Consider the following 25,831-nt stretch of genomic DNA (forward strand, 5'->3'; position numbering starts at 1 on the left):
GCAAAGCTCAGAGAGTCCTCCTAGGGTGCGTATCGAGTCATGCTTTAGTGGCGCAACAGCCAACGCCAGCGCGGCTGTTCGAGCACGACCGACGTCGCGGCCAGCGCGGTTGCGACGACCGCGGCCCACGTGGGCCACGCGAACCACGGCGCCACCGCTGCGGCGGCCACTTCGAGGAGCACGAGCAGGAGCATCGCTGCGCCGGGGATCGCCACCGGCGGGTCGAAGGGGCGGTCGCCGGGTGTTCCGACGACGGCCGGAAGTCCGATCAGCAGGACCAGCGCGGCGGTCGCGACCGCCCAGTCGACCCGGTGCAGCGCCCACGGAGTGGCCGTCCAGCCGATCAGTTCGGTCAGGAACCGTAGCCCGGAGGCGGCGTTGGTGCGGTTGGGGGAGTCGGCCGCCTGGGTCATGCTCCCTCCCCGGCATGGAGCGGCGCCGTGCCGGGCCCGCCGTTGGCGGCCTCGGGTCGCATGCCGTTGATGAGCGTGTCGACGACGAACCGGTGGCTGTCGGCGGGGTCGCGCTCCGTCTGGAAGGCATCGTTGCTGTCGAGGCCGACGAACCCGTGGATGACGGTGCACAGGGCCCGGACCGACGGTGTCCGCACGCCGACCCGCCCGGTCGGCAGGCCCATGGTCGGGCCGGCGAAGCCGAGTTCGTCGGCGAGTTCCGACGCGGCCGCACTGACCGTGGCCCGGTCGAGTCCGGCCCTAGGCACGGGCCGTCTTCAGGAATGAGCGCACCAGGCCGACCACTGTCGACGGGAACTGGACCTGCGGGTAGTGGCCCGCCCCCGGGAGCATCTCTAGCCGGCCGACACCCTCCGGCAGCGCGGCCACGATGGCCTCGCCTTCGGCCTTCGGGTCACTCCAGTCGGGATCTAGGGTGCCCATGACGACCAGGACCGGGCAGTGCACGTTGCCGAGTTGGGCACCGGCGTCGGCGGCGCTGTTCATCTGCTTCTGCAGGGCCTTCATCCGGCCCGGCTCGTGCAGCATGGCGTCGGTGCGCTCGAGGCTCGCGGCCCAGTCCGCCGGGCGCGGCTCCGGGGTCGCGAGCTCCAGGTATCTCCGCCACTTCTTGTGGCTTCCGAGCATCGCGACGGCCGAGATCGCGGTCGCGGCCTTGCGGTAGCGGGACACGCCCAGGGCGCTCAGTGAATATTCCACCTTGCGGGTGAACGGCGCCAGTTCGACGACGGCGCTCACGAGCGCCGGCGCCTTGGCAGCGGCGATCGTCGCGGCACCGCCGGAGATGGAGTGGCCAACCAGCACTGCGGGACCGCCGAGATGCTCGATCAGTGCGATCAGGTCGCCGGCGATGTCGGTGCGGGTGTAGGAGGGCCACGTCGCGGTCGACTCGCCGCTGCCTCGCAGGTCCACGGCCGCGACCCGGTAACCGGTGGCCACCAGCTCTGGAACCATGAACCGATAGGCGTCGCGGCTCTGGCCGATCCCGTGCGCAAGCACCATCAGCGGCCCGGAGCCGGTCACCTCGTAGGCGATGGTGCCACCTTCCACGTTCAGGAACTCAGTCATGTCGATCTCCGTAGTCAATCTCGATAGTGCCGGGTCAGTCAGTCAGCGCGCGAACTTCTCGATGGCTGCCGGGGTGACGGGGGTGAAGAAGTTGACGAGGTTGCCGTCGGGGTCGCGGAACAGCAGGGACCGGTTGCCCCAGGGCATGGTGGTGGGCTCGGTGACGAAGTCGGTGACGAAGCCGGTGAGGTTCTGGTGGACGCGGTCCACGTCGTCGACGAGGAATTCGGTGATGACGCTGTGGTTGTCCGCCGGGCGGGCCGAGCCCGGGGCGAACAGCGGGACGGTGCGGGTTCCGGCGATGGCGAGGGTGGCGCCCGCGGTCCTGAGCTCGGCGAAGTCCTCGGTGGCCCATGTCGCCCGCGCCCCGGTGGCTCGCTCGTAGAAGTCGACGAGGCCGGCGACGTCGCCGGTGATGATGCGGATCGAGACGAAGTCCATGGGAATCTCCTTGGCTGTGCCGGTGGTCGTTGCATGTCGCAGGCTAGGAGAAATAGAGGACACAATCGGTCCCGTATTCGGGTTAGGCTGGGAATGTGTCCCGCCCCACTGTCCGCGTGCTGACCCTCCTGGAACTGCTGCAGTCCGGCGGCACCCGCACTGTGGCGGAGCTCGCCGAGCGACTCGGTGTGGAAGGGCGCACGGTGCGGCGGTACGTGGACCAGTTGATCGACCTCGACGTGCCGGTGGAGTCGGTACGGGGCCGCTACGGGGGGTACCGGCTCGCCCCCGGGTACCGGCTCCCTCCGCTCATGCTCAGCGACGACGAGGCACTGGCGGTGCTGCTCGGCCTGGTCGCCGGCCGCCGGGCCGGGCTGACGACGACGGAACGCACGGCAAGCGAGACGGCATCGGCGAAGATCCGGCGGGTGCTGCCCCAGCACATCGCCCACCGCCTCGACACCCTCCTGGAAGCTCTCGCCTTCACCGACCAGCCCGGTGAGTTCGACACGCCGGACGGCGAGGTTCTGCTCACCCTCGCCGATGCGGTGCGCCACCGCCGGCCGGTCTCGATCCGTTACACCGACCGCGGCGGTGGGCGCAGTGAACGCACATTGCACGCGTACGGGATCGTGGCCCATGCGGGCCGGTGGTACGTCACGGGCAAGGACGCCCGGCTCGACGAGGACCGAACCTTCCGCCTCGACCGCATCGCGGACGCGCGGACCCTGCCGGGCTCGTTCGAAGCGCCCGAGGACCTCGATCCGGCGCGGCGTGTGGTGACGGCGTTCGCCACGGCCGAGTACCGGCATGAGGTGACCTTGCGGATCCACGGCACGGTCGCACAGATCCGTGCCCACCTTCCGGCCAGTGTCGCGAGCCTGGAAGAGGACGCGCCTGTGACGGGCGAGGACCAGGCGGCCGAACGCTGGCTGCGCGCCGAGCTGCGGGCGGAGCGGCTGGACTGGTTGCCGCCGGTACTCGCCTCACTCGACCGGCCGTTCGTCATCGAGCGTCCCGCCGAACTGCGCGACATGGTCACCGCGTTCGCCGGTCGCCTCGCCTCCTACGCCCGCGACGCCTGACAGCGCGAACAGCCGGCGCCCATTTCGTGGCGACGATCGGTCAGCATGGACATGACTCACCCCCGCTGGGGAGGCGTCCTGCGCCGACCCCCGCCGCACCCTCGAGCACCCGACCTCTACTGATCTTGCCGTGGAGGCGGAACGCCGAGTCGTCGCCGTTCGCGAGCCCTCGAACTGCTGCCGCAGCCGCGCGGGATGCGGGCCGTGATCGCCGATCGGCAGAAACGGCGATCAACTCCCACTCCACATATGTCAGTTGCACTCGCGTCATGCACAACGACTCCCCTCGGCGACGTCAGCCACCGCGCCCTCCTCACCCACCAGGGCAAGTACCAGGCTCGCACCGCCGGCGACGCCATCGGCGCGCGTGCCGCCGGACGCCCCCTGGACGTCGCCCCGTGGGGCGACCACGCCACCACGGCCGATCAGCACGCCGTACCGCAGGTCTTCTTCACCGACCCCGAAGCCGGCGCGGTGGGCCTGTCCGCAGCACAGGCCGAGCAGGCCGGTCTCCCCGTCAAGGTCGTCGACCTGGACTTCACCGCCGCCCAGGGCGCCAACCTCTACGCCGACGGCTACCGCGGTCACGCCCGGATGGTCGTCGACACCGACCGCCAGGTCCTGCTCGGGGTGACCTTCGTCGGCCACGGCGTCAGCGAACTGCTGCACTCCGCGACCGTCGCCGTCGCGGGCGAGATCCCCCTCAAGCGGCTGCGGCACGCCGTCGCCTGCTTCCCCACCATCAGCGAGATCTGGACGTTCCTCCTCGCCGCGTACCACCGCGACGGTGACTGACGGCGTTGTGCCGGGCGCATGCGTTCAGTCCCCGGGGGCGTGACGGCAACGCAGGACTGGGTCCCTCACCCGTGCAGGCGCCGACAGTCCTGCCCGTCTGGATGAGCAGGAATGGCCCACCGGGCGGTTCGTGAGAAGACTGGTGCGGTGGCCAAACGCGGCCGCACCGCCGGGCGTCGCTGAGGCCGTCCGGTGCCGTGACAGCCTGGATAGGAACCGGATCATGAGCCTTGAGGTTGCGGTCGTCCGCGAGGCGGACGACGAGATGGTCGAGGCGTTCACCCGCCTGCTGCCCCAACTGTCCCGCAGCGCCGCCCCGCTGACCCACGAGACGCTGCGACGGCTCCTGGCCGCCGAGGCGAACACCGTGCTGGTGGCGCGGGTCGACGGCCGCGTCGTCGGGACGCTCACGCTGGTCCTGTTCCCCCTGCCGACCGGGATGCGGGCCTGGATCGAGGACGTGGTGGTCGATGAGGCCGCCCGCGGTTACGGCGTCGGGGCCGCCCTCACCGAGGAGGCGGTACGCCTGGCCGACGCGGCGGGAGCCCGCACGGTGGATCTCACCTCGCGCCCCTCGCGGCAGGCGGCGAACCGGCTGTACGAGCGGCTCGGCTTCGAGGTACGGGACTCCCGCGTCTTCCGCTACACCCTGCAGCACTAGTCACGGCGGTTTCCCCGTACGCCGTGCGGAACCGTGCGGTCCCCGCGTACGTCGTATCCGCCGTGATCAAAGAACCCAGACGACGCCTGCCCGGCGCCACGCTGCTCGCCGTCCCGCTCGCCGCTCTGCTGCTGTCGTGCTCTGCCCCATCGGACACCGGCACCGACCGGGCAGCCGGCGACACCCCCGCGCCGGTGGCCGCTTCGGCGTCCGCGTCCGCGTCTGCTCCGGCTGCCGAGCCGGCGGGACCGGTGGAGAAGGTACGCGACGCCTTCGCCACCTTGCAGGCCACCTACCACTCCGGCTGCACAGCCACCACGTCCCGGGGCGAGTGTGAGTACTTCCTGACCCGGGTGCACACCGAACTCGTCGAACTCGACGCCGCGATGAAGGCCGACCCGCAGGGCCCTGGCCATTTCCGCGAGCCCCTCGCCTGGATGACGGATCTGCGCGGTGTCCTCGGCGCGGACACCGCCTTCGAGAACCTCAAGGCGCACCAGGACGAACTCGTGGCGACGCGCGACCGGATCAACCGCTGGATGCAGGGCCACCCCGAGGACTACCGCTGAGCCGCTGTTCGGACAGCGGGAGAGTTCGCCGGCAGGCGAGGGGCACCGTGGGCCGACGACCCGGATGCCCCGCCTCGTCCGAACGTTCGGCAGCACTCACGTGCAGCCGAGGCCGCCCCTTTGTCGCGACGCCTCAACAAGCCGTCGGGCAGCGCGTTGCGGATGCGCCCGAGCACTGCGAAGGCTGAGCGCAACTCGGTGGCGTCCGGGGTGGGAGTCGGGAAGGCTTGCGCGCATGGTTTCGGTCTTGCAGAACGTGGCGATTGACTGTGCGGATGCCTACGGGTTGGCCCGGTTCTGGAGCGGGGTGACCGGCCGTCCGCTGCATCCGGAGGACAAGCCGGGGGACCGGGAGACTCAGGTGATGCTGGCGGAGGGCCCGGTGCTGTACTTCAACCAGGTGCCCGAGCCCAAGAAGATCAAGAACCGGATCCATCTGTGTCTGCGCCCTGAGACCTCACGCGAGCAGGAGGTGGAACGGCTGCTGGGCCTCGGGGCCACCTTTGTCACCGATCAACGGAATCCTGACGGCTCTGGCTGGGCGGTCCTGGCCGACCCTGAAGGCAACGAATTCTGCGTCCTGCGCAGCGACTCAGACCGAGCCGCGATGAGTTCCTGAAGCCCACGCGCCATCCCCGCTGCTGTACGCCTCAGCCCTGGTGGCCGGCCTGCGGCGCCGTGGCCAGGGCGGCGTCCAGGAGGACCTCGGCGGCGGCCCGGGCCGCGGCGGCGGCGCCGGGGTCGCCGTCCATGCGGACCGAGATCGCGCACCCGTCGTAGAGCAGGCGCAGACGGCGGCCGAGGGTCTCCGGGTCGGGAACGCCGGCGTGCCGGGCGAGGTCGGTGAACAGGCCCCGCACCCATGCCCGGTAGTCGTTGGAGGCCTGTTCGGTGCTGCTGCCCGGCTCGGCCTCCGCGCTCGCGGCGATGAACGCGCAGCCGCGGTAGCTGGGGCCCTTGAACGACTCCGACAGCGCGTCGAAGACGCCGAGCAGCCGGTCGCGGGGGTTCTCGAAGCGTTCGAGGGCGGCGAGGAGACGGGCGGAGGTGGTGGCGTGCCGGGACTTCAGGTACGCGTGGACCAGCTCGTCCTTGCTGCCGAACGTGTTGTGGAGGGAGGCCTTGGCCACCCCGGCGCGTTCGATGATCCGGTCGATCCCGACGGTCTGCACGCCCTCGGCGTAGGAGAGCTCGTTGGCGGCGGACAGCAGACGCTCGCGCGCCGGAGCCTTGACCTCGGTGCGCGCGTCGTGCGCCCTGGTGCTGTCGGCAACCGCCGGGTCGCCCGGGTAGAAGCCCGCCTCCAGGCGCGCCTCGGATCCGCCGCCCTCGTTGTGTGCGGGGGCTCGCGCGAGACCGAGGGCCGGCCGTCGCCGGGCTGTGGTGCGCGACGCTACGTGCCGAACGGTGTGTTCCGGGACGCTGAAAATCTGCGCTCGCGAAGTGAGAAATTGGCGCAACGCACGATGAGGTTTCTCACACGCCGGGGCGGGGCCCGGTTATTAACCGTGCACAGCCGATCGCGCCATGCTACTCTCGAATAAGTTGCAGTTGTGGTTCCCAAAATAAGTGCCCTCACCGGCTCCATGCCGATGGGAGTGCTTCTTTATTCCGGTTCATTTGCTGGCGGGGCAATCATCGCGGCGACGCGGGGTCCGTACAGTACAGACTCCGGGCACTGCCCCAAAGGAGATGCACCACATGGCTACTGGCACCGTGAAGTGGTTCAACGCGGAAAAGGGTTTCGGCTTCATCGAGCAGGACGGTGGCGGCGCTGACGTGTTCGCCCACTACTCGAACATCGCCGCCCAGGGCTTCCGCGAGCTGCAGGAGGGCCAGAAGGTGAGCTTCGACATCGCGCAGGGCCAGAAGGGCCCCACGGCCGAGAACATCGTTCCCGCCTGACGCTGAGCGCACGCATCGCAGCTGGGGCCCGCACCTTGGGTGCGGGCCCCAGCCTGCTGCACATCAGGACGCACCCTGACCTGATCACGCCGTGAAGACCTCACCGGTCTCACGATTTTGAGGGTGCCGCGATCCCACCGGCAACGGACGTTCCCGTCAGACTCCGGATACACATCCGTCAGAGCTTCCCGACGCCCGTAACCCCGGTCTTTCGGACGCGGACCAGATCACCCCACCAGTTCGGCGCCTCAGCCCGCGGACATCGCCCGCCGGCCGAATTCGCCATCGCATTTGCTTGGCCCATTCTTGCGATTCTCTGTCCTGCTCATCGCAGCGGAATCCCTTGATGCGGCCGCTTCAAGGAAGGTTCTGCATGAGCCGCACACGTACGAACGACCGTTCCACACCCACGCGCACCGGAAGTTTCGGCGCCGGCAAGAACGGCAGCCGCACGGGAAGCACCGACCCGAGCCGTTCCGGCGGCCGACGCCGTCGCCCCGCCGCACCGCAGGGGGAGTTCGCCCTGCCGGACACGGCGACTCCGGCACTGCCCGCCGCCGGGGCGTTCGCCGATCTCGACATGCCCCGGCCGCTGCTGGCCGCGCTCACCGCGGAAGGCGTGACCGTGCCGTTCCCGATCCAGGCGGCGACCTTGCCCAACTCCCTCGCGGGCCGTGACGTGCTGGGCCGCGGGCGGACCGGGTCCGGCAAGACCCTCGCCTTCGGCCTCGCGCTGCTGGCCCGCACCGCCGGACAGCGCGCCGAACCCCGGCAACCACTGGCCCTGGTGCTCGTACCCACGCGGGAGTTGGCCCAGCAGGTCAGCGACGCTCTTGCCCCCTACGCCCGTTCGATGAGGCTGCGGCTGGCCACCGCGGTCGGCGGGATGCCGATCGGCCGTCAGGCCGGCGCGCTGCGCAGCGGGTCGGAGGTCCTCGTCGCGACGCCGGGCCGGCTGAGGGACCTCGTCGAGCGCGGCGACTGCCGACTGGACCGAGTCGCGGTCACCGTCCTGGACGAGGCCGACCAGATGGCCGACATGGGCTTCATGCCGCAGGTCACGGCTCTGCTGGACCAGGTGCACCCCGAGGGACAGCGCATGCTGTTCTCGGCCACCTTGGACCGCAACGTCGACCGGCTGGTCCGCCGCTACCTGCACGACCCGGTGGTCCACTCCGTGGATCCCTCCGCGGGCGCGGTCACCACGATGGAGCACCACGTGCTGCACGTGCACGCCGCCGACAAGCACCAGGCGACGACCGAGATCGCGGCGCGAGAGGGTCAGGTGATCATGTTCCTGGACACCAAGCACGCCGTCGACAAGCTGACCGAGCACCTGCTCAGAAGCGGCGTCCGCGCCGCCGCACTGCACGGCGGCAAGTCGCAGCCGCAGCGCACCCGGACCCTGGCCCAGTTCAAGACGGGGCACGTGACCGTTCTGGTGGCGACCAACGTCGCCGCGCGCGGGATCCACGTCGACAACCTCGACCTGGTCGTCAACGTGGACCCGCCCGGCGACCACAAGGACTACCTCCACAGGGGCGGCCGCACGGCCCGCGCCGGCCGGTCCGGCATCGTGGTCACGCTGGTCACGCCCAACCAGCGCCGAGACATGGCCCGTCTCATGCAGCACGCCGGAATCCGCCCGCACACCACTGAGGTCCACCCGTCCGGGGACGACCTGATCCGCATCACCGGCGCGCAGACCCCCTCGGGCATCCCGGTCGTCATCACCGCACCGTCGGCCGAACGCAAGGACGGCGCCCCCGCCTCCCGCGGCGGGCGCAGCCGTGCCACCGCTCAGGACCGCCGCACCGGCCGGGCGGCACGCCGCACGGCCCAGCGGCGGACCGCCTACGACGCGGTGGCCTAGGACCTCTTCCTGTCACGTCGCCCATCCACTTCTCCAGGAGGCACTTCTTGACCCTGGCACACGACTTGCCACGCCCTGCGGATTCCGCCCATGGAACCGTGGCCGACGCCATGGACGTGCCCGGACCGCAGGTCTGGGACGACATGACCATCGAGGTGGCCCTGTCGGTCATGGCCAGCGCCCGTACCGGGCATCTGGTCGTCTGTGACGAGGACGGCCGGTGCACGAGTCTGGTCACCCATGCCCAGCTCACTGCCGTCCGTGACGGCTACGGCTACACCGATCAGGTCCGCCTGCGGGAGGTCGCCGGTGACGGCGGGCCGTTCGCCTCGCCGATGACCAAGATGACCGAAGCACAGCACATCATGCGCCACCGGCAGCTCGCAGCCGTGCCCGTCGTCGACGAGCACGGCTGCGCCGTGGGTGTTCTCACGCGCTCACGCTGACCCGTCGCCCACCGGTCCCATCGCTTCCCACTCTTCCTGCGAGGCACCATGCGCTGCGTCATCGCCCGTTTCGCGTTCGACCTGTCCAAGACCGGGGTGGTGGCGTCGATGAAGGGCGTCAGGCCCGAGCCGGTCACCGGTGAGTCCGTGATCATCGGCCGCCGCCACTACCCCGTCATGCAAGTGGGCGAGGTCATCACCCGGCAGGACCGCCGTGACTTCACCGCCGGCGAGGTCCTCCGGGCCATGACGCGCCTCGGCTTCACCTGCCGCACCCTCCCTGCCGCAGCACCGGCGCCCGGGCTCACCCCGCTCCAGGAAGCGTCGGCCCTGCTCGGCGTCCCCACCGCCGGGTAGCGGGGGAAAAGACGACGCCCTGGCCCGACCATGGCGGCATGAGGGCTCGGCCGGCGCATGCCGGCCGAGCCCTCATCACGTGGGGCGCCCGGTGCGGCTTTCCGTGGTCTGCCGTCCGTGGACGGCAGACGGCACACCCCGGCCGTCCTCGCACTGACGCGCGCCAGGTCAACGTCTGTGGGCCCCTGCCGCGTTCGCCACCTCTATTTCACCCGCCCGGACTGGCGCCGAACTTCGTTCGTGCGCTGCCCGTGCCGGCCCACGGAGCGGGACCATGCCCGGCATGACCGGATCCGTATATCTTCGACCTCGACACACCAAAACCATTGCGAGGAAACAAGAGGTCGGCGCGGACCAGGGCCGTCAGAAGGCGTAGCAGTTCCTTCGGGGCCCTGGTGGCGGGACGGCGTCAAGGCCCCTCCACATGTTCCACTAAAGAGGTGCAATGACGGCAGCTGACTCCTTCGGCCGTATCGATGACGACGACTACCCCGCCTACACCATGGGCCGGGCCGCCGAGATGCTCGGCACCACCCCGGGCTTCCTCCGTGCCATCGGCGAGGCCCGCCTGATCACCCCGCTCCGCTCCGAAGGCGGACATCGCCGCTACTCCCGGTACCAGCTGCGCATCGCGGCCCGAGCCCGTGAACTCGTCGACCAGGGCACCCCCGTCGAGGCCGCCTGCCGCATCGTCATCCTCGAGGACCAGCTCACAGAAGCCCAGCGGATCAACGCCGAATACCGCCGCGCCGCCAGATCGACGGATCCCTCAGGCGCAGCCTGAGACGGGCTGGGCCCTGCGGCCTCCCCAGCGTGGCGAGTTCGCCCACGTCACCATGGGACGGCGCTCGGGCCCGACGGATGCTCGACCGGATGGTCCGCCGGTTCTCACCCGGGACCGGCGAGGGGGTCGGCTGGGGGCCGTGCCGACGGCGTCTCGGCCTGGGCCGCGTCGGCAAGGGCCTCGGCGGCGGCCTCTGCGGCCCGCGCGGCGTCGGCGGCGGCCTGGGCGGCCTTGTCGTCCGAGGACTTCTCCCGGGTGGCCGGCGACTGCGGCAGCACTTCGCTGAACGCGCGGGAGACACCCTCCAGTGCGGAGGTGACCTCGCTGGGGATCACCCAGAACGTGCTGCCCGCGCCTTGCGCGAGCTGGGGCAGCATCTGCATGTACTGGTACGCGAGCAGCTTGGGGTCGGGGTCGTTGCGGTGCACGGCCTGGAACACCTCGTCGATGGCCCGTGACTGGCCCTCGGCCTTGAGGATCTCAGCCGTGCGGTTGCCCTCCGCGCGCAGGACGGCGGCCTGCTTGTCGCCTTCGGCAGTCAGTATCTGCGACTGACGTTGTCCTTCGGCCCCGAGAATCACGGCCCGCTTGTCCCGCTCGGCCCGCATCTGCTTCTCCATCGCGTCCTTGATGGACTGCGGCGGGTCGATGGCCTTGATCTCCACCCGGTTGACCCTCAGCCCCCATTTGCCGGTGGCCTCGTCCAGCACACCGCGGAGCTGGCTGTTGATGGTGTCGCGCGAGGTGAGGACCTTCTCCAGGTCCATGGACCCGACGACGTTGCGCAAGGTGGTGACGGTGAGCTGCTCGACCGCCTGGAGGTAGTTGGCGATCTCATAGGCGGCCGCCCGCGGGTCGGTGACCTGGAAGTACAGGACGGTGTCGATCTCCACGACCAGGTTGTCCTCGGTGATCACCGGTTGTGGTCTGAAGGAGACGACCTGTTCTCGCAGGTCGATCACCGGATAGACACGGTCGATGTAGGGGATGACGACGTTGAGGCCGGGTTTCAGGGTGCGGTGGTAACGGCCGAGCCGTTCGACATTGCGAGCACGTGCCTGGGGCACGATGCGTACCGCCCGCAGCACGGTGAAGACGACGAAGAGCGCGACGATCACTCCAGCGACGAGGAGCCCCGATTCCATGGTTCACTCCTGGGGGTAGACGAGTGCGGTGGCGCCGCTGATCTCGATGACGTCGACGGTCGTTCCGGGAGGGATCACCAGCGTCTCGTCATAGGCTCGGGCCGTCCATTCCTCGCCGCCTATGCGGACCCTGCCGCCCATGCCCGTGACCTCCGAGACGACATAGGCGCTCCTGCCGACCAGCGCCTCTACGCCGAACCGCTCCGCCTGGGGCCGGCGCACGTGGCGCAGCACGACGGGACGGATGAACAGAACGGTGCTCGCAGCAACGACGGTGAACACCACGAACTGCAAGGGCAGCGGAAGCCCGACTGCCGCGGATCCCGCCGTGACCAACGCAGCCCCACCCAGTAGCCCCAGCGCGGCAGTGAGCGTGAAGAGCTCCGCCACGGCCAGCCCTGCCGCGGCGATGAGCCAGATCAGCCACGGGTCCATGGCCCCTCCTGCCGCGTGCGGTAGGTGAATGGCCGGCCGACGCGCCCCTTCGGTCGGCGACCAGGTTCCCCCTTAGGTGGCCTACCCGTACCAGATGCCGGAAATCAAAGCTTCAGCCGGAATGAGGGGAAACGCCGAGGTGGACGAGCAGCGCACGCCGTCGCAGCCACCACATGCCCTGGACGTGTGGAGTGGGGCGCCGCTGTTCGTCACGGACGGCGTCGACGATCAGCACCTCGCCCGTCAGCCGGTACCGCGGTTCAGCGGTTCCCTCACGGCCGCGCTCGGCTGAACGGCTCGCCGGACGCCCCATGGCTCCCCGCCGGGCCGGGCGCCGGCGCGAGAGGATTCCCGCATGCCGCACATGACAGCCGAAGAGGCCGCCGACTGCCTCGGCATCGCCGACGAGCACCTCGCCACGTTCGTCGCCATCGTGGACGCACTGCGCACCCCCGACGCCCGGCGGGCCGAGATCGAGCGGCTGCGCGCCGAGCTCGAAGCCGTTGACGAGGTGCTGCGCGACGCGGGGATCGAACATCCGACGGGCGCCCTGGGCGTCCACGACCTGCACAGCATGCGCGACATCGCCCGCGAGGACGCCCGGGCAGCACGAATCGTCGCCGCCCTCGACGAGTACGACGCGGCTTCGGCGTGACGGGCGGGAATAGCGTGGCGCACACGGGCAGGCGCAGTGCCGAGGTCCACGCGCACCACGGAGCCGCCGGTGTCCGAGGGCGGCACCACGGTCACCCGGTGCTCCGCCCCTCCAGCGTGCCCCTCCGTCCGGTCGACCGCATCCTGGTGAGGCAGCTCCGCGCAGATGACGCGGGGCGCGGGCCTCAGCCGGGCCCGCGCCGACCGGTCGGCGTCACCCGCGCCCCAGTCCTCCAGGGGTGTGTGACATGCCGTGCTCCTGGGCGCGAGCGCCAGCGGGACGCGTTGTTGCCGCGGCGAGCGCGAGCGCCACGCCGATCACTCCGACGATCACGTTGTTCGTGATGGTGCGCCACGTACTGACATCTCCGGCGATGCACCAGGGCGAGATGATCGTCCACAGGGCGATGATCGCCGCAGCCCAGGCCTTGGAGTGGGTGCGCTCGAAGCCTCGCCCCACCCCGCCCATGAGCAGGGCGTACGCGATACCGGCGATGAGGTTGTTGACGGCGATCGTCGACAGCGCGTTGAAGCCCAACAGCGCGTTGAAACCCACGATCCACGGTGAAGCGGCCAGATAGAAGCCCGTGAGCAGAGCCATGGCCCTTATGGCCTGACCGCGATGAGTCGCGGTCGCACGCTCGTAATCGGCGCGAAGTTCCAGCAGATCGGGGTGCTGCTCGATGCCGGGTTGTGTGCGCGACATACGGACCATCTCCCGCCATTTTGGTCATTCCACATATCCCCCTACCCGGCCTCATGCATTCGAGTCCGGATCGGGTCCGACCAGGCAGGACGGGGGCGCGGTCGGCGGGGGGGCGTCGGCGGCGGTGACGCGGGAGAGCTCGGCGGCGCACACGCCCCGAGAGCGATGAATGCTTTCAATGACAGTGCTGATGGCCCCGGGCGAAACGAGCGGGAACCGCGGACGGCCGGCCCGCACCGCCGAGCGGGTGGGTCAGTCCTGGTGCGTGTGGGGTCCGTCCATGCCGCCGAGGACACTCGCGGAGGCGAGCAGGCGCTCACGCAGCCAGAGGTGTGCGGGGTTGGTGGTGTGACGGGGATGCCAGTACATCCTCTCGTGGATGTCGGGCAGGGCGACGGGCGGTGGCAGGAAGCGGATGTCGGTTGTCGCGGCGGCGAGTTGGCGTGCCGCCCGCTCGAGGACCAGGCTGGCCAGGGACGTACCCCGGATCAAGAAGGGGACGAGGAGGAAACTCTCCACCGTGAACTCGATCCGGCGTGGGGTGCCGAGCCGGGCGAGGTGCTGGTCGGCCAGGTTGAGTTGCCGGTCCGGCCCGATGCTGTACACGAGGTGCGGAAGACGGAGATATTCGTCGATCGTTATTCGCTGCGCCGAACCGGCCGGATTCGCGGCGTCCACCGCGCACAGCCACTGGTCGCCGAACAACGGATACGACGGGAATCCGGTGTCGCCCATCAGTTCTTTCGGTTCGATGATGAGGTCGGCCACATCGGAGTCGAGCAATTGCCGCGCATCTCTCGATCGGGGAAGGACGTGGATCGTCACCCCCGGGGCCTCGGCGGCCACCGCCTGGACAAAGGGGCTCAGCAATACCAGCGTCGCGTAGTCGGACGCGCTGATGGAGAAGCTCCGCACATCCGTGGCCGGGTCGAATTCGGAACGCTGCGCTATGGTCCGCTCGACCAGGTCGAGGATCTCCCGTACGGGTCGCACCAGCCGCTCGGCCTCCGCCGTGAGCGCGAGTTCCCTGCCCTGCCGCACCAGGAGCGGGTCACCGAACAGCTTCCTGAGGCGGGCGAGTGACGAGCTGGTCGCGGGCTGACTGAGGCCCAGACGCCGCCCCGCGCGGCTGACGTTGCGCTCGGACAGCAGGGCGTCCAGCGCCACGAGCAGATTCAGATCGACGTTCCGCAGGTTCATCATCCCTGACCAGTCCATATATTCGCGGCGCGAATACCGTGAATTCAACATATCCATTTGACGGGTGTGTTGCGCAGATCATAGCGTCCCGGTCGAGCGGTGCGGCCCGGACGGCCGAAACTGCGTCAGGTTTCCCCTCCTGGGCGGTGGCACTCGCGCCGTCGCCGGTTTGGAGAGATCGGATGATGGAATCAGGAAATACCGGCGGCGGCCTGTGCGGTAAAGACACCGTGCGGCTCGACGCCGCGCCGCGGCCGCCGGAAAAGACGGCGGATGCCGATGCCTTCCGCTCGGCCATGCGCCGAGTGGTCGGCGGATTGGCCGTGGTGACCACCCGTCATGACGGCCGCGCCTGGGGAATGACCGTCAGCGCGTTCGCGTCGGTCTGTCTGGAGCCGCCGACGGTGCTGGTGTGCGTCAACGAGCGCACGGTCACCGCTGCGGACATCCACCGCGAGAGCCGTTTCGCGGTCAACCTGCTCAGCCTGGACCAAGTCCCCGTGTCACAGCTGTGCTCACGCCAGGGAACCGTGAAATTCGTCGACGACCACGTCCTCGCGGGCAGCGAGCTGCCGGCCGAGGTGAATTCGCCGGTGCTGCGGGATTCGCTGGTGACCTTCGACTGCGAGACGGCCGAGGCACGGCCCGTGGGCAGCCACCTCGTCGTCATCGGCACCGTGCGGGCCGTCATCGCGCCCGGCCTCCGCTCCCCCCTGCTGTTCGGGCAGGGACGCTACCAACGCGGCGTGGACATGGAGGCGGTTCCGGCGATGACGGAGGCGGTGGCATGACGCCGACCGGTCTGCCCGCCCGCCTGTACGGGGCCGCCACCTTCCACCGTCACATGAACGACACCACCACGGGAGACACGCCATGAGGACCGGCAAGGAATACCTGGAGTCGCTGCGCGACGGCCGCAAGGTCTACGTCGGAGGCGAACTCGTCGAGGACGTCACCACGCACCCCAAGACCCGCGGATACGCCCAGGCGATCGCCGAGTACTACGACCTGCACCTGGACCCCGAGCACCAGGAGACCACCACCTTCATCGACGGGAACGGCAAGCGCCAGTCGATGCACTGGTTCCTGCCGCGGTCGAAGGAGGACGCCGTCCGCCGCCGCAAGTACGCCGAGTTCCTGTTCCGGCACTTCAAGGGCGGCATCTTCACCCGCCCGCCGGCCGGTATGAACGTCGTCATGTTCACCCAGGTCGACGACCAGCAGCCGTGGGCCGAGAACTCCCGCTTCACCGGACCCCGCCGCGACCTTTCGGGCAACATCCAGCGCCAGTGGGAAGAGGTCACCTCCAAGGACCTCGCGATCTCGCCCATGTTCGTCGACGTGCAGTTCGACCGCGGCCGCGACGACGCGCTGGCCGAGACCCCCATGCTGCGCATCATGGAGGAGAACGACGAGGGCATCGTCGTCCGTGGCTGGAAGGCCATCGGCACCTCGCTCCCCTTCGTCAACAACCTCCTGATCGGCAACCTGTGGCGGCCCGGCCAGACGCCCGAGCAGACCATCTACGCGATGGTGCCGCTGGCCACTCCGGGCGTGACCGTGGTGGCCAGGGAATCGCGGGCCCAGCCCGACGCCGACCCCTACGACCGTCCGCTGGCGACCATCGGCGACGAGCTCGACGGGATGGTCTACTTCGACGACGTGCTGATCCCCTGGGCACAGGTCCAGCACATCGGCAACCCCGACCACGCCAAGTGGTACCCGCAGCGGCAGTTCGACTGGGTGCACCTGGAGACCCAGATCCGGCAGTGCACGCACGCCGAACTCATGGTCGGCCTCGCGCTGCTCATCACCCAGGCCCTGGGCACCAGCCGCCAGCCCGTGGTGCAGTCGCAGCTCGCCGAACTGATCCGGTTCCGCGAGACCTGCCGCGCGTTCATGCTCGCGGCCGAGGAGACCGGTTTTGAGACCCCGGGCGGGCTGTACAAGCCGAACAACATCTACATCGACTTCGGCCGGGCCCACTACCTCGAGAACCAGCACGACATGGTCAACAAGCTGATCGACTTCTGCGGCCGCGGCGTGGTCATCCAGCCGACCAAGCGCGAGCTGGACGACCCCTACATCGGCCCCAAGCTGGAGGAGGCGCTGCGTGGTGCCGAGATCAGCGCCCGGGACCGGATCAAGATCTTCCGGCAGATCAGCGAGCGCTTCCTCACCGAGTGGGGCACGCGCCACGAGATGTTCGAGAAGTTCAACGGCACGCCGCTCTACCTGATCAACATGCTCACCATGCAGCGCACCGAGTACCAGGTCGACGGGCCGCTCACCCAGCTCGCCCGCGACGTGCTGGGCTTCGGCGACACCTCCGAGCTGGGCCGGCGGGCGCAGGAGGCGGAGAAGGCCTCGCACTACGCCGGCGTGCGCTTCCAGCCCGGGTACGCCCGTGGCCAGGACGTCCACGAGGGCTACATCGGCCCTCGGCCGGAGGAGGCGGCCGATCGGCCGTGACGATGCCTCCCCCGGCCGTCCTGCGGCCCGGGGCCCGAGGGTCCTGGGCCGCAGGACGGCCCCGGCGGCGGGGGGTGTCCCCCGCCGTTCCCGGCATCCGTCATCCCACCGCCAGCAGATGGGCGGGGGCGATGCGTGACTGGGCGCGGACCGGGAGGGCGAGGGCGGCGCAGACGAGGACCACGGCGGCGAGGGTGGCGAGGAGCGCCGCGCCGCCGACGGCCGGGAGGCGTCCGTCCAGGGTGCCCCAGCCGATCGCGAGGACCGTCCCGAGCCCGGTGACCGCGCCGGTGAGGCCGCCCAGGAGGGCGAGCAGGGCACCTTCGTAGTAGCTGAGCAGGGCGAGTTCACGGGTCGTCCAGCCGGTGGCGCGCAGGACGGCGAGGTCGGCGGCCCGTTCGCGCATGGACAGCACCAGGACGTCCACGGCGCCGGCGGCTCCCAGGAGCAGCGACAGGGCGACGCTCAGGTAGTCCGCGGTACGGGCCTGTGCGACGACGGCGTTGCCCAGCAGTGAGCCGGCCACCTCGCCGCGGAAGCCCAGGGTGAGGGCGAGCAGGACGGTGAAGGCCGCCACCGCCAGGGCCAGTCCCGCCGCGCCGAGCGCGGTACGGCCGCGTACCCGCAGCAGGTTGCGTACGGCCAGTCCGAGGACCGAACGGACGGGCGCCGCGCGGCCGGTGGCGGTCACCGGGGGCGTGATCGCGTCCAGGGGCTTCAGCCGGGTGGCGCGCCAGGCCGGGAACAGCCCGGCGGTGACCGCGAGCAGCAGCGAAACGGGCAGCACGAGGGCCGCCTTGGTCCCCGCGTCGGGCAGCTTCAGCAGCAGGCCCAGGACGTAGGCGAGCACGGCGCCCGCGGCGCCCGCGCCGAGGCCGATGGCCACGAGTTCGCCGAGGATGAGCCGGAGGATCTCCGGCGGGCTCCAGCCCAGGCAGCGCAGGGTGCCGATCTCGGTGCGGCGTGATCGCACGGAGGCCAGGGCGGCCTGGGCGAGGAAGAGCGCGCAGACGACGAGGACCAGCACGAACAGCACGGCGCTCTTGGCGTCGACGGCCTTGAGGATGCGCAGGGCCACGCCCTTGGCGGTCCAGTTCTCGACGACGTCGACGCCGGGCAGCGCGATGGTCTGCGGTGCCGGTGAGCTGCCGATGGTGATGTCCACCTGGAGACCGGGGTACGCGGCGCGGATGCGGCCCGCGACCGCGTTGACCCGTGCCTGTGAGGCGGGGTCGACGCCGGTGACGCCGGCGACCCGGATGCGGATGGCGCTGATGGGGGCCTTGTCCTGCGGGGTCGGCTGCCGGCGGCTCTTGGTGAGGACGGGGAGCGCGTCCAGGGAGGTGAGCATGGTGGGCGGTGCGGCGAGGTAGCCGCCGAGATTGCGGTCCGGACGCAGCGGCCGGTTGCGCAGCGCCGTCCGCCCGGCCTCGTCGGCGCCGGTGACCTGGGGCGAGCGGTAGGTCTCCAGCGGCACCTCGGACAGCGAGGAGAAGCCGGGCAGCTCGGTGGCGTCGTAGCGGCCGACCGGGGTCAGGTACGGGATCGGCGTCCTGCCGTAGTCCTCGTGCGCACAGGTCCGGGTGCCCCAGCAGGCGGTTCCGGGGTGGCTGACGACCTCGCGGAACTGGGTGCCGGTGTTCTCCTCGGGCACGAACTCCACGAACTGGCGGTCCGCGTTGGTGCGCCACACCTCCGGGGACTGGTCGGCGCGGGCGCGCGGGGCAAGGCCCGCCCCGGCGCGGCGGTAGCCGACGGGGCCGACCGTCCAGTAGCTGTCGACCAGGGGGGCGAAGAGGGACTTCCCGGGAAAGCCCCGCTCCAGGTCGGCGCTGACGCGTCCCACCGGTGTTCCGCGCAGGTCGTCGACGAAGTCGTGGGCGGCGGGGCTGCCCAGCTTCGCCCGCAGGGCCGCGGGATCGCCCGCGTCCAGCCGTTCCACGGTGGCGTTCACCGTGCCGGAGGTGAGGGTCTGGTCGCTGAGCACGGCCGGGATCGTCCAGTAGGGCTCGTTCGACCAGTTCTCCTTGCGGCCCCAGACGGGCTTGTCCCGGTCGTTGAGCATACGGCCGGAGGTGATGGCGTGTGCCAGGCCCACCAGCCGGTCCTCGGCGGCGGGGTCCACCGCCGACAGGAGCACCGGGTAGGAGACCGGGATCTCGGCGATCGCCTTGTCCTGTCCCGACCGGCAGGTGAGCCAGGAGTTCATGTCGGGGTCGAACGGCGACTCCTCGCGGCGGTCCTCGCGCAGGAGACTGGGCTTGAGGGGTCCGAATCCGCCGTCGTCGGTGTGCTCGATGTGGGTGTCGGTCTTGTTGTAGTTGTAATACCAGCAGACCGGATAGGTCCGGTGGTCCGCGTGTTCCTCCACCAAGCCCGGGAACGTGGAGTCGGAGAAGGTCTTCGACGGCTCGATCGGGTTGCGGCTCAGGTACACGTACTGGTCGGCGGTCCGGTAGCGGCCCAGTCCCGCCGTCAGGGTCGGCTTGATCCGCAGGATCTGGGAAGGTGCCGTGCCGTCCAGGAAGGACGACACGTCGACCTTCAGCGTCCCCGACACCATCAGGTAGCCGACGTTGGCGACCGGCGCGGCGACCTCGATCCCGGGCATCTTCTTGATCCGGTCGTACTGGCCGAGGCCGATGCCGCCGAAGATCCCGGACAGGAAGTTCGCCTCGACCAGTCCGTCGTCGCGCTCGACCGCGGTCTGGCTCGCGTGGGGGCGCACCAGGACGTCGTACGCGGAGCGGGCGTTCTCCCGGACGGTCTCGGTGGTCCGCGCCTGACTGGTGGTCACCGTCGAGGTGAGCAGGGTGAAGCTGGTCGCGGCCACGAGGATGCCGGCGGCCAGTGCCAGCGCGCGGGCCCGATGACGCCGCAGCTGGGACCAGATCATGGCGATCACGGGCGGAGCCCCCCGAGCCGGTCGAGGACGTCGGCCGCCGGCGTCACGCGTTCGTCGGCCACGATCCGTCCGTCGCGCAGGCGCACGATCCGGTCGCAGCTCGCGGCCACCTCCACATCGTGCGTCGCGACGAGCAGCGTCATCCCGTACTGCTCGGTCAGCGAGAGCAGCAGGTCGATGATCTCCCGGCCGGTCGCGCTGTCCAGGTTGCCGGTCGGCTCGTCCGCGAGCAGCAGGCCGGGCCGGTTGATCAGCGCCCGGGCGACCGCGACGCGCTGCTGCTGACCGCCCGACAGCTCCGAGGGCAGCGCCCCGGCCCGCTGTGCCAGGCCCACGGCCTCCAGGAGTTCCATGGCGCGGGCCCGCCGGTCGAAGTCCACCCGGCGGGGCAGCACCGGCGCCAGGACGTTGTCCAGCACCGTCAGCGCGGGCAGGAGGTGGAAGCGCTGGAAGACGAAGCCGATCCTGCGTCGATGGGCGTCGAGCCCGCCCGGTGTCAGTGCGGTGCCGTCGACCTCCACCGTGCCGGAGTCGGGCAGGTCCATGCCGCCGACCAGGTGCAGCACGGTCGACTTGCCGGCGCCGGACGGGCCGGTGAGTGCGACGGATTCGCCGTCCCCGATCTCCAGGCCGACGCCGTCCAGCGCCACGACTCCCGGGTGCCGGCGGGACACGTCCCGCAGGGTCACGCTCATGCTTCCGACCACCCCTCATGCATTGCGGCAATGCAGGGGTACATTGTCACAATACAGAGGGGATGCAAAATGCCACTGCACCACGCAGTGCTCGCGCTGCTGTCCGAGGGACCGAGCCACGGCTACGAGCTCAAGAGCCGTTTCGAGGACGCCATCGGCCCGCAGTGGGGCGGCCTCAACATCGGGCACCTTTACCAGATCCTGGACCGCCTGGTGCGCGACGGCCATGTCACCCGGTCCCAGGTGGCACAGAGCGACCGCCCCGACAAGACCCGCTACACCCTCACCGCGCAGGGCCAGGACGAGTTGCACTCCTGGGCGACCACGGCGTGGGTCCGCACGGGCGGCTTCCGGGACGAGTTGTTCCTCAAGCTGTTCGGCGCCGCCTCACTGGGCTCCGACGCCGTGCACGCCCTGGTGGAGACCCAGCGCCAGACCTACCTCTCCGAACTCGCCGGTCTCACCCGCCTGCGGCGCGGCCACACCGACGACCCTTTGGTGGCCCTCCTCATCGACGCCGCCATCGCCCACACCAAGGCGGACCTGGAACTCGTGGACAGCGCCGTCCAGCGGCTCGCGCCGCTCACACGAGCCGGTGTTCCGTCGCACGGGGCCGCGGAGGAACCGGAAGCCCGCGAGCGCAGGGCAACGTAGGGCGAGCCCCGTGCCGCCGCAGTCCTGCCGGGATGATCGTGGACGCGGCGGCGTTCAGCGCGCGGTCACCCAGCCGGGCGTCCAGGTCCCGGCGGCGTCGCGGCCGGCCACGGCGGCGGCGAGGTGGGCACGGAGGGTGGCCAGCGCCGGGTGGGGGTTGTCGCGGTGCCACAGGAGCGAGTGCGGGTAGACGGGTGTCGGGTCGGTCACCGGGATGCGGCGCAGGCCGTGGCCCGCGGGCCAGACGAGGCGGGTGTCCCCGCCCATGAAGGTGGCCAGGGCCGGGGTGTCGGCGACGGTGTCGAGGAGCGCGTCGGAGCCGAAGTTGGGGCCGGTCGCCTCGATGGTGAGGCCGAACTCGGCGACGAGGTCGTCGTAGTAGGCGGCCCACTCGGTGCCGGGCACGATGCCGGGCATCCAGATCCGGTACCCGGCGAGCTGGGCGACGGTCACCGACCGGGCGCCCGCCAGCGCGTGGGCGGGGCCGGTGAGGAGCTCGAGCGGCTCGTCGAGCACCCGGACGGACTCGATGTCCTCGGGAAGGGGCCGGCCGGGCGCGGCGACGGCGCGGAAGGACGCGTCGATCTCACCGGACCGGATGGCGGCGACGGCCGTCTCGATGTCGAACAGCATCACCACGTCGAGCTCGATCTCGGGGTGCGCGCGGTGGAAGCCGCGCATCAGGCCCGACGCCGCGCCACGCGAGGCGATGATGTCGACGCGCAGCGGACGGCGACCGGTGCGCACCGACGCGACCGCGCGCTCGGCGACGCGCAGCAGCTCGCGCGCGTGGGGCAGGAACGCCTGCCCGTCGATGGTGAGCTCGGCGCCGCGCGCCGTGCGGGTGAACAGCCGCACGCCGAGGCTGCGCTCCAGCGCGGCGATGCGCTTGGAGACGGCCTGCTGGGTGACCGCCAGCTCGGCGGCGGCCTCCTGGAACCGCCCCGCGTCGGCGGCGGCGACGAAGGTGCGGACGGCGTCGAGGTCCATGCCGACACTCTAAGGCCACAACCGTTGGTTGTGGCCGACGGCTCTGCGGTTGTTTGATCCCAGGCCGTGGGTCTCGCTTTGATGATTCCGATCGCGGATCGGTTGTGCAGGGTTGGAGTGGCGAGGGGCATCGGGCATGGGGAGCGGGCACCGGCTGGGACGGCGGTTCGGGTGGCTGTGGGCAGCGTACGGGACCAGCGCGCTCGGCACGTGGCTGGCCTTCGGCGCGTTCCCCCTGATCGCCATCCAGGTGCTGCACGCCGGACCGGCCGAGGTCGCCGCGCTCGCCTCCGTGGGGTCCGCGGTGGGCGCGGCCGTCGCGGTGCCGCTCGGCCCGTGGGTGGAGTTCCGCCGCAAGCGGCACGTGCTGATCGCGATGGACCTGGTGCGGTTCGCGGCGCTGCTGACGATCCCCGCCGCGTTCGCGCTCGATGTCCTCACCTTCCTCCAGCTCCTGCTGGTCTCGGTCGCCGTCGCGGCGGCCGACATCACCTTCCGCGCCGCCTCCGGCGCGTACGTGAAGACCCTGCTGCCGGCCGAGGACCTGCTCGTCGCCAACGCCCGCTTCGAGTCCACGGCATGGACGACCACGATCATCGGGCCACCGCTGGGCGGCGCGGCGATCGGGCTCCTCGGCCCGGTGGCGACGGTGGTGGCCGACGCGGTCAGCTACCTGCTCTCGGCCCTGGGCATCCGCGCGACGGGCGGGCACGAGCCGCGGCCCGAGCGCCGGGAGGCCACGCGCATGCGCACCCGGGACCTGCTCGACGGCTGGCGGTACATCCTCGCTGACCGGGCGCTGCGTCCGCTGTTCTTCAACACCGCGCTGTTCAACGGCCTGGTGATGGCCGTCCAGCCGTTGCTCGCCGTCCTGATGCTCGGCCGGCTCGGGTTCGCACCGTGGGAGTACGGCCTCGCCTTCGCGGCGCCCTCGATCGGCGGGCTGCTCGGTTCGCGGCTGGCCCGGCCGCTCGTCACCCGGTTCGGACAGCGCCAAGTGCTGGTCGTCACGGGGGCGCTGCGCGCGCTCTGGCCCGTCGGCCTGGCCTTCCCGGGGCCGGGCACCGGAGGGCTGTTGCTGGTGATGGGCGTCGAGCTGGGGCTCATCTTCTGCTGCGGGATCTTCAACCCCGTCCACGCCACCTACCGCCTCGAGCGGACCGCGACCGACCGGGTCGCCCGCACGCTGTCCGCCTGGGCGGTGACGACCAAGGTCTCGACCGCGCTCCTGACGGCCGTCTGGGGCGTGCTGGGAGGCCTGCTCGGTGCGCGTACGGCCATCGGCCTGGCCGGCGTGCTCCTGCTGGCGACCCCGCTGCTGCTCCCCCGCCGCGCGGCAGCGCACCTGCGAGAGCCGGAGCCGGCACCGAGCCGCCCCTGACGGAGTGCGCGGTACCGGCCGGCATCCCGCACACGGTGATCGTTTCTGACGTTACGTCAATGTGTCGTACACGGGTGCTTGTTGTGGACATGATCCATAGAACAGACTGACGTCGATTCGCACAAAGAATCGAATCGCGGTGACGCGATCACCGCGGTCGCGTCCGACCGCCCGGACCGCCGCGCCGGTGGCGGTCCGCCGTACGCACCACACCAACGAGGGGGAACCATGTCCGTACGTCCGTCGCGCAGGTCGCTGACCAGCGCCGCAGGCGCCTTCGCCTTAGCCCTGGGCTCGACGCTCGCGGGCGCCGCCGTCGCGCCGACCACCGCCGCCGCCGACACGGGAGACCGCACGTCGACCGTGGCCTGCGCGTCCCTGTGGGTCAACGACTCCGGTGGCACGACCCACGCCAGGCTGCGGAACTGCTCCGTCACCTGGGGCAAGAACATCTTCGACGGCTCCTACTGGCAGACGGTGAAGTTCGAGCTGTACGACGCCCTCACCGACGGCGTCTGCGCCAAGTCGAACGTGATCCTGTCGCCCACCGGGGCCAGCTCGCAGGCGAGCGAGTGCAACGGCGTCTACACCCCGAAGTCGGCGACCTTCAGCGGCCGGGCCACCAACATCTTCATCAGGATCGCCTACGGCTCCAACTCGACCTACGGCAAGATCAGCACGAACGTCGCACCGCCGTCCGGCTTCTGACAGCCGCCGCCGGCGGGTTCGCCTCCACCGGAACCACGCCGGCGCCAACGGGAGGGGATCAAGCATGCGATCGACACGCAAGGCGAAATGGGCGGCACTGGCGGCGGGAGTGCTCGCCGTGCCGGCGGCCCTGGTCGTGAGCACCGCGGGGCCGGCGACGGCCAACGCGTCCTGCGGCCAGGGCGCCTGGGGCACGGACGGCACGGACGTGCGCATGCCGCCGGGCGTCAGCGCCAACATGCGCAGCGGCTCCAGCACGGCGTGCGGGGTCGTCGGCTGGGCCGACAACCAGGACGTCCTGATCTACTACTGCTGGACGTCCGGCCAGAACGGCACGTGGACCTACCTCTACAACCAGCACGACGACCGCACCGGATGGGTGAAGGACTCACTGCTGCCCTACAACGGGTCCAACCAGTACTGCGGCTTCTGACAGTCGCCCGGCACCCGGCGGCGCCGGCCCGCACCGCGCATTGGTGCGGGCCGGCGCCGCACCGCGGATCGCTAACCCTTGCGCCGCTCGTCGGTGTGGTCCGCCTCCCGCTCCGCTCCGGTGGCGGACCAGTTGGCGAGGATCGTCAAGGCGTCCTCGGCGGCGGACCCGGGGGGCGCGCTGTAGACGACCACGCTCAGGCCGCTTTCGTCGGGCAGGCTCATGGTCTCCTGATCGAGTTCCAGGTCGCCCACGAGCGGATGGTTGAGGCGCTTGGTGCTGTCGCGGAAGACATGCACGTCGTGGGACCCCCACAGCATGCGGAAGGCGTCGCTGCGCGTGGACAGTTCACCGACCAGGTTCGTCAGTTCCCGGTCGTAGGGGTGCTTTCCCGCCTCGACACGCAGCGCGCCGACTGCGAACCGGGCCATGCGTTCCCAGTCTCCGTAGAACCGCCTGGCCGCGGGATGGAAGAACGCGAACCGGGCGACGTTCGCTCCGCAGGTCGGGTCGGCGTACATCTCCGCGTACAGGGCCTGGCCCAAGGGGTTGGCGGCCAGCGTGTCGAGGCGGTTGTTCATCACGTACGCCGGCATCCGCGGCATCCCCTCGACGATCCGCGCGACGCTCGGCCGCACCGCCGGCCGGCTCTGCTGCGGTACCCGCGCCCGTACCCGCGCCGCGGGCGCCGGTCCCGCGGCACGGGCGAGGTCGTACAGGTACATGCGCTCGGTGGCGTCGAGCCGCAACGCCTGGGCGAGGGCGTCCAGCACGCTGTCGGAGACACCTTTGAAGTTGCCGCGTTCCAGGCGCGTGTAGTACTCGACGCTCACCCCGGCGAGCGCGGCCACCTCGCCCCTGCGCAGTCCGGGCACCCTCCGCTGACCGTACGTCGGCAGACCGGCCTGCTCGGGGGTGATCTTGTCGCGTCTGGAGCGGAGGAAGGCGCTGACGGCGTCCCGGTTGTCCATGAGGACAGCCTAGGCAGGCCACGCG

30 protein-coding genes and 1 pseudogene are annotated in these 25,831 nt (G+C 70.6%); 18 read left to right on the forward strand and 13 right to left on the reverse strand.

Annotated elements, in window-relative coordinates; genetic code table 11:
- Positions 1–44: 44 nt before the first annotated feature.
- The 4 genes from OG937_03295 to OG937_03310 are packed head-to-tail and all read right to left on the reverse strand — an operon-like array spanning position 45 to position 1,982.
- On the reverse strand, positions 45–413 hold the full coding sequence (locus OG937_03295; GenBank protein ID WUD70771.1) for a hypothetical protein: 369 nt from the start codon (positions 411–413) through the stop codon (positions 45–47).
- Positions 410–721 carry a hypothetical protein gene (locus OG937_03300; GenBank protein WUD70772.1) on the reverse strand — a complete coding sequence of 104 codons (312 nt, stop codon included), beginning with the start codon at positions 719–721 and terminating at the stop codon, positions 410–412. Before OG937_03300 ends, OG937_03295 begins: the two co-directional genes overlap by 4 nt.
- Positions 714–1,541, reverse strand: coding sequence for an alpha/beta hydrolase (locus tag OG937_03305; GenBank protein WUD70773.1), 828 nt, complete (start codon positions 1,539–1,541; stop codon positions 714–716). The genes OG937_03300 and OG937_03305 overlap by 8 nt, the downstream gene beginning before the upstream one ends.
- 42 nt (positions 1,542–1,583) lie before the next feature.
- Entirely contained in the window at positions 1,584–1,982 is a 399-nt protein-coding gene (locus OG937_03310; protein WUD70774.1) for a VOC family protein, read from the reverse strand.
- A gap of 95 nt (positions 1,983–2,077) precedes the next feature.
- Here OG937_03310 and OG937_03315 point away from each other — a divergent pair, with 95 nt between their 5' ends.
- The 5 genes and pseudogenes from OG937_03315 (at position 2,078) to OG937_03335 (ending at position 5,711) form a co-directional block, all read left to right on the forward strand.
- The gene (locus tag OG937_03315) at positions 2,078–3,067 is read left to right on the forward strand and encodes a YafY family transcriptional regulator (protein ID WUD70775.1); all 990 of its coding nucleotides are present in this window, start codon (positions 2,078–2,080) and stop codon (positions 3,065–3,067) included.
- Positions 3,068–3,352: 285 nt separating this feature from the next.
- A pseudogene (locus tag OG937_03320) lies at positions 3,353–3,862 on the forward strand (pyridine nucleotide-disulfide oxidoreductase).
- A gap of 142 nt (positions 3,863–4,004) precedes the next feature.
- Entirely contained in the window at positions 4,005–4,523 is a 519-nt protein-coding gene (locus OG937_03325) for a GNAT family N-acetyltransferase (GenBank protein WUD78614.1), read from the forward strand.
- 62 nt (positions 4,524–4,585) lie between these two features.
- Positions 4,586–5,092 (forward strand): hypothetical protein, encoded by a 507-nt coding sequence (locus OG937_03330; GenBank protein WUD70776.1) that lies wholly within the window; start codon positions 4,586–4,588, stop codon positions 5,090–5,092.
- Between the two features lie 235 nt (positions 5,093–5,327).
- A complete protein-coding gene (locus OG937_03335) occupies positions 5,328–5,711 on the forward strand; it encodes a VOC family protein (GenBank protein ID WUD70777.1) in 384 nt (127 codons plus the stop codon).
- A 31-nt stretch (positions 5,712–5,742) separates the two neighbouring features.
- On the opposite strand, the gene OG937_03340 is transcribed toward OG937_03335, so the two are convergent.
- Positions 5,743–6,552, reverse strand: a complete 810-nt coding sequence (locus OG937_03340) for a TetR/AcrR family transcriptional regulator (protein ID WUD70778.1) — start codon at positions 6,550–6,552, stop codon at positions 5,743–5,745.
- A 241-nt stretch (positions 6,553–6,793) separates the two neighbouring features.
- Between OG937_03340 and OG937_03345 the strand changes: the two genes are divergently transcribed.
- The 5 genes from OG937_03345 to OG937_03365 all read left to right on the forward strand — a co-directional run bounded on the left by OG937_03345 (position 6,794) and on the right by OG937_03365 (position 10,457).
- Complete coding sequence (locus OG937_03345) at positions 6,794–6,997, forward strand: cold-shock protein (GenBank protein ID WUD70779.1); 204 nt, start codon at positions 6,794–6,796, stop codon at positions 6,995–6,997.
- Positions 6,998–7,370: 373 nt separating this feature from the next.
- Positions 7,371–8,870: a DEAD/DEAH box helicase gene (locus OG937_03350; GenBank protein ID WUD70780.1), complete on the forward strand. Its 1,500-nt coding sequence runs from the start codon at positions 7,371–7,373 to the stop codon at positions 8,868–8,870.
- Between the two features lie 110 nt (positions 8,871–8,980).
- Positions 8,981–9,316 (forward strand): CBS domain-containing protein, encoded by a 336-nt coding sequence (locus tag OG937_03355; GenBank protein ID WUD78615.1) that lies wholly within the window; start codon positions 8,981–8,983, stop codon positions 9,314–9,316.
- Between the two features lie 48 nt (positions 9,317–9,364).
- On the forward strand, positions 9,365–9,673 hold the full coding sequence (locus tag OG937_03360) for an SCO5918 family protein (GenBank protein ID WUD70781.1): 309 nt from the start codon (positions 9,365–9,367) through the stop codon (positions 9,671–9,673).
- 445 nt (positions 9,674–10,118) lie between these two features.
- Positions 10,119–10,457: a helix-turn-helix domain-containing protein gene (locus OG937_03365; protein WUD70782.1), complete on the forward strand. Its 339-nt coding sequence runs from the start codon at positions 10,119–10,121 to the stop codon at positions 10,455–10,457.
- Between the two features lie 104 nt (positions 10,458–10,561).
- On the opposite strand, the gene OG937_03370 is transcribed toward OG937_03365, so the two are convergent.
- Positions 10,562–11,602 carry an SPFH/Band 7/PHB domain protein gene (locus OG937_03370; protein ID WUD70783.1) on the reverse strand — a complete coding sequence of 347 codons (1,041 nt, stop codon included), beginning with the start codon at positions 11,600–11,602 and terminating at the stop codon, positions 10,562–10,564.
- A gap of 3 nt (positions 11,603–11,605) precedes the next feature.
- Positions 11,606–12,037, reverse strand: a complete 432-nt coding sequence (locus tag OG937_03375) for an NfeD family protein (GenBank protein WUD70784.1) — start codon at positions 12,035–12,037, stop codon at positions 11,606–11,608.
- Between the two features lie 121 nt (positions 12,038–12,158).
- Here OG937_03375 and OG937_03380 point away from each other — a divergent pair, with 121 nt between their 5' ends.
- The gene (locus OG937_03380; GenBank protein ID WUD70785.1) at positions 12,159–12,329 is read left to right on the forward strand and encodes a hypothetical protein; all 171 of its coding nucleotides are present in this window, start codon (positions 12,159–12,161) and stop codon (positions 12,327–12,329) included.
- 63 nt (positions 12,330–12,392) lie between these two features.
- A complete protein-coding gene (locus tag OG937_03385) occupies positions 12,393–12,692 on the forward strand; it encodes a hypothetical protein (protein WUD70786.1) in 300 nt (99 codons plus the stop codon).
- Between the two features lie 213 nt (positions 12,693–12,905).
- Here OG937_03385 and OG937_03390 read toward each other — a convergent pair whose 3' ends face one another.
- Positions 12,906–13,406: an SPW repeat protein gene (locus OG937_03390; protein WUD70787.1), complete on the reverse strand. Its 501-nt coding sequence runs from the start codon at positions 13,404–13,406 to the stop codon at positions 12,906–12,908.
- A 243-nt stretch (positions 13,407–13,649) separates the two neighbouring features.
- Positions 13,650–14,654, reverse strand: a complete 1,005-nt coding sequence (locus OG937_03395; protein ID WUD70788.1) for a LysR family transcriptional regulator — start codon at positions 14,652–14,654, stop codon at positions 13,650–13,652.
- Positions 14,655–14,779: 125 nt separating this feature from the next.
- Here OG937_03395 and OG937_03400 point away from each other — a divergent pair, with 125 nt between their 5' ends.
- Entirely contained in the window at positions 14,780–15,388 is a 609-nt protein-coding gene (locus OG937_03400; protein ID WUD70789.1) for a flavin reductase family protein, read from the forward strand.
- 82 nt (positions 15,389–15,470) lie between these two features.
- The gene (locus tag OG937_03405; GenBank protein WUD70790.1) at positions 15,471–17,069 is read left to right on the forward strand and encodes a 2,4,6-trichlorophenol monooxygenase; all 1,599 of its coding nucleotides are present in this window, start codon (positions 15,471–15,473) and stop codon (positions 17,067–17,069) included.
- 100 nt (positions 17,070–17,169) lie between these two features.
- Here the strand turns inward: OG937_03405 and OG937_03410 are convergent, their stop codons facing one another.
- Positions 17,170–19,965: an ABC transporter permease gene (locus OG937_03410; GenBank protein WUD78616.1), complete on the reverse strand. Its 2,796-nt coding sequence runs from the start codon at positions 19,963–19,965 to the stop codon at positions 17,170–17,172.
- Between the two features lie 5 nt (positions 19,966–19,970).
- Complete coding sequence (locus OG937_03415; GenBank protein ID WUD70791.1) at positions 19,971–20,669, reverse strand: ABC transporter ATP-binding protein; 699 nt, start codon at positions 20,667–20,669, stop codon at positions 19,971–19,973.
- A 69-nt stretch (positions 20,670–20,738) separates the two neighbouring features.
- Here OG937_03415 and OG937_03420 point away from each other — a divergent pair, with 69 nt between their 5' ends.
- Positions 20,739–21,323, forward strand: coding sequence for a PadR family transcriptional regulator (locus tag OG937_03420; GenBank protein WUD70792.1), 585 nt, complete (start codon positions 20,739–20,741; stop codon positions 21,321–21,323).
- Positions 21,324–21,377: 54 nt separating this feature from the next.
- On the opposite strand, the gene OG937_03425 is transcribed toward OG937_03420, so the two are convergent.
- Complete coding sequence (locus OG937_03425) at positions 21,378–22,313, reverse strand: LysR family transcriptional regulator (protein ID WUD70793.1); 936 nt, start codon at positions 22,311–22,313, stop codon at positions 21,378–21,380.
- Positions 22,314–22,449: 136 nt separating this feature from the next.
- Here OG937_03425 and OG937_03430 point away from each other — a divergent pair, with 136 nt between their 5' ends.
- From OG937_03430 to OG937_03440, 3 genes are all read left to right on the forward strand, one after another.
- The gene (locus OG937_03430; protein WUD70794.1) at positions 22,450–23,694 is read left to right on the forward strand and encodes an MFS transporter; all 1,245 of its coding nucleotides are present in this window, start codon (positions 22,450–22,452) and stop codon (positions 23,692–23,694) included.
- 228 nt (positions 23,695–23,922) lie between these two features.
- Positions 23,923–24,402, forward strand: coding sequence for a hypothetical protein (locus OG937_03435; GenBank protein WUD70795.1), 480 nt, complete (start codon positions 23,923–23,925; stop codon positions 24,400–24,402).
- 64 nt (positions 24,403–24,466) lie between these two features.
- Positions 24,467–24,835, forward strand: coding sequence for an SH3 domain-containing protein (locus OG937_03440; protein WUD70796.1), 369 nt, complete (start codon positions 24,467–24,469; stop codon positions 24,833–24,835).
- A gap of 71 nt (positions 24,836–24,906) precedes the next feature.
- Here OG937_03440 and OG937_03445 read toward each other — a convergent pair whose 3' ends face one another.
- The gene (locus tag OG937_03445; protein WUD70797.1) at positions 24,907–25,806 is read right to left on the reverse strand and encodes a helix-turn-helix transcriptional regulator; all 900 of its coding nucleotides are present in this window, start codon (positions 25,804–25,806) and stop codon (positions 24,907–24,909) included.
- Positions 25,807–25,831 lie beyond the last annotated feature (25 nt).

Source organism: Streptomyces sp. NBC_00510, assembly GCA_036013505.1.
GTDB lineage: Bacteria > Actinomycetota > Actinomycetes > Streptomycetales > Streptomycetaceae > Actinacidiphila.

What these genes read in the sequence shown, in the direction of transcription:
- OG937_03370 (WUD70783.1), bottom strand. Translation starts at nt 11,602, where the DNA reads ATGGAATCGGGGCTCCTCGTCGCTGGAGTGATCGTCGCGCTCTTCGTC.
- OG937_03335 (WUD70777.1), top strand. Translation starts at nt 5,328, where the DNA reads ATGGTTTCGGTCTTGCAGAACGTGGCGATTGACTGTGCGGATGCCTAC.
- OG937_03400 (WUD70789.1), top strand. Translation starts at nt 14,780, where the DNA reads ATGATGGAATCAGGAAATACCGGCGGCGGCCTGTGCGGTAAAGACACC.
- OG937_03410 (WUD78616.1), bottom strand. Translation starts at nt 19,965, where the DNA reads ATGATCTGGTCCCAGCTGCGGCGTCATCGGGCCCGCGCGCTGGCACTG.
- OG937_03415 (WUD70791.1), bottom strand. Translation starts at nt 20,669, where the DNA reads ATGAGCGTGACCCTGCGGGACGTGTCCCGCCGGCACCCGGGAGTCGTG.
- OG937_03345 (WUD70779.1), top strand. Translation starts at nt 6,794, where the DNA reads ATGGCTACTGGCACCGTGAAGTGGTTCAACGCGGAAAAGGGTTTCGGC.
- OG937_03425 (WUD70793.1), bottom strand. Translation starts at nt 22,313, where the DNA reads ATGGACCTCGACGCCGTCCGCACCTTCGTCGCCGCCGCCGACGCGGGG.
- OG937_03430 (WUD70794.1), top strand. Translation starts at nt 22,450, where the DNA reads ATGGGGAGCGGGCACCGGCTGGGACGGCGGTTCGGGTGGCTGTGGGCA.
- OG937_03375 (WUD70784.1), bottom strand. Translation starts at nt 12,037, where the DNA reads ATGGACCCGTGGCTGATCTGGCTCATCGCCGCGGCAGGGCTGGCCGTG.
- OG937_03310 (WUD70774.1), bottom strand. Translation starts at nt 1,982, where the DNA reads ATGGACTTCGTCTCGATCCGCATCATCACCGGCGACGTCGCCGGCCTC.
- OG937_03390 (WUD70787.1), bottom strand. Translation starts at nt 13,406, where the DNA reads ATGGTCCGTATGTCGCGCACACAACCCGGCATCGAGCAGCACCCCGAT.
- OG937_03440 (WUD70796.1), top strand. Translation starts at nt 24,467, where the DNA reads ATGCGATCGACACGCAAGGCGAAATGGGCGGCACTGGCGGCGGGAGTG.
- OG937_03360 (WUD70781.1), top strand. Translation starts at nt 9,365, where the DNA reads ATGCGCTGCGTCATCGCCCGTTTCGCGTTCGACCTGTCCAAGACCGGG.
- OG937_03420 (WUD70792.1), top strand. Translation starts at nt 20,739, where the DNA reads ATGCCACTGCACCACGCAGTGCTCGCGCTGCTGTCCGAGGGACCGAGC.
- OG937_03385 (WUD70786.1), top strand. Translation starts at nt 12,393, where the DNA reads ATGCCGCACATGACAGCCGAAGAGGCCGCCGACTGCCTCGGCATCGCC.
- OG937_03355 (WUD78615.1), top strand. Translation starts at nt 8,981, where the DNA reads ATGGACGTGCCCGGACCGCAGGTCTGGGACGACATGACCATCGAGGTG.
- OG937_03395 (WUD70788.1), bottom strand. Translation starts at nt 14,654, where the DNA reads ATGGATATGTTGAATTCACGGTATTCGCGCCGCGAATATATGGACTGG.
- OG937_03295 (WUD70771.1), bottom strand. Translation starts at nt 413, where the DNA reads ATGACCCAGGCGGCCGACTCCCCCAACCGCACCAACGCCGCCTCCGGG.
- OG937_03380 (WUD70785.1), top strand. Translation starts at nt 12,159, where the DNA reads ATGAGGGGAAACGCCGAGGTGGACGAGCAGCGCACGCCGTCGCAGCCA.
- OG937_03305 (WUD70773.1), bottom strand. Translation starts at nt 1,541, where the DNA reads ATGACTGAGTTCCTGAACGTGGAAGGTGGCACCATCGCCTACGAGGTG.
- OG937_03350 (WUD70780.1), top strand. Translation starts at nt 7,371, where the DNA reads ATGAGCCGCACACGTACGAACGACCGTTCCACACCCACGCGCACCGGA.
- OG937_03365 (WUD70782.1), top strand. Translation starts at nt 10,119, where the DNA reads ATGACGGCAGCTGACTCCTTCGGCCGTATCGATGACGACGACTACCCC.
- OG937_03445 (WUD70797.1), bottom strand. Translation starts at nt 25,806, where the DNA reads ATGGACAACCGGGACGCCGTCAGCGCCTTCCTCCGCTCCAGACGCGAC.
- OG937_03405 (WUD70790.1), top strand. Translation starts at nt 15,471, where the DNA reads ATGAGGACCGGCAAGGAATACCTGGAGTCGCTGCGCGACGGCCGCAAG.
- OG937_03435 (WUD70795.1), top strand. Translation starts at nt 23,923, where the DNA reads ATGTCCGTACGTCCGTCGCGCAGGTCGCTGACCAGCGCCGCAGGCGCC.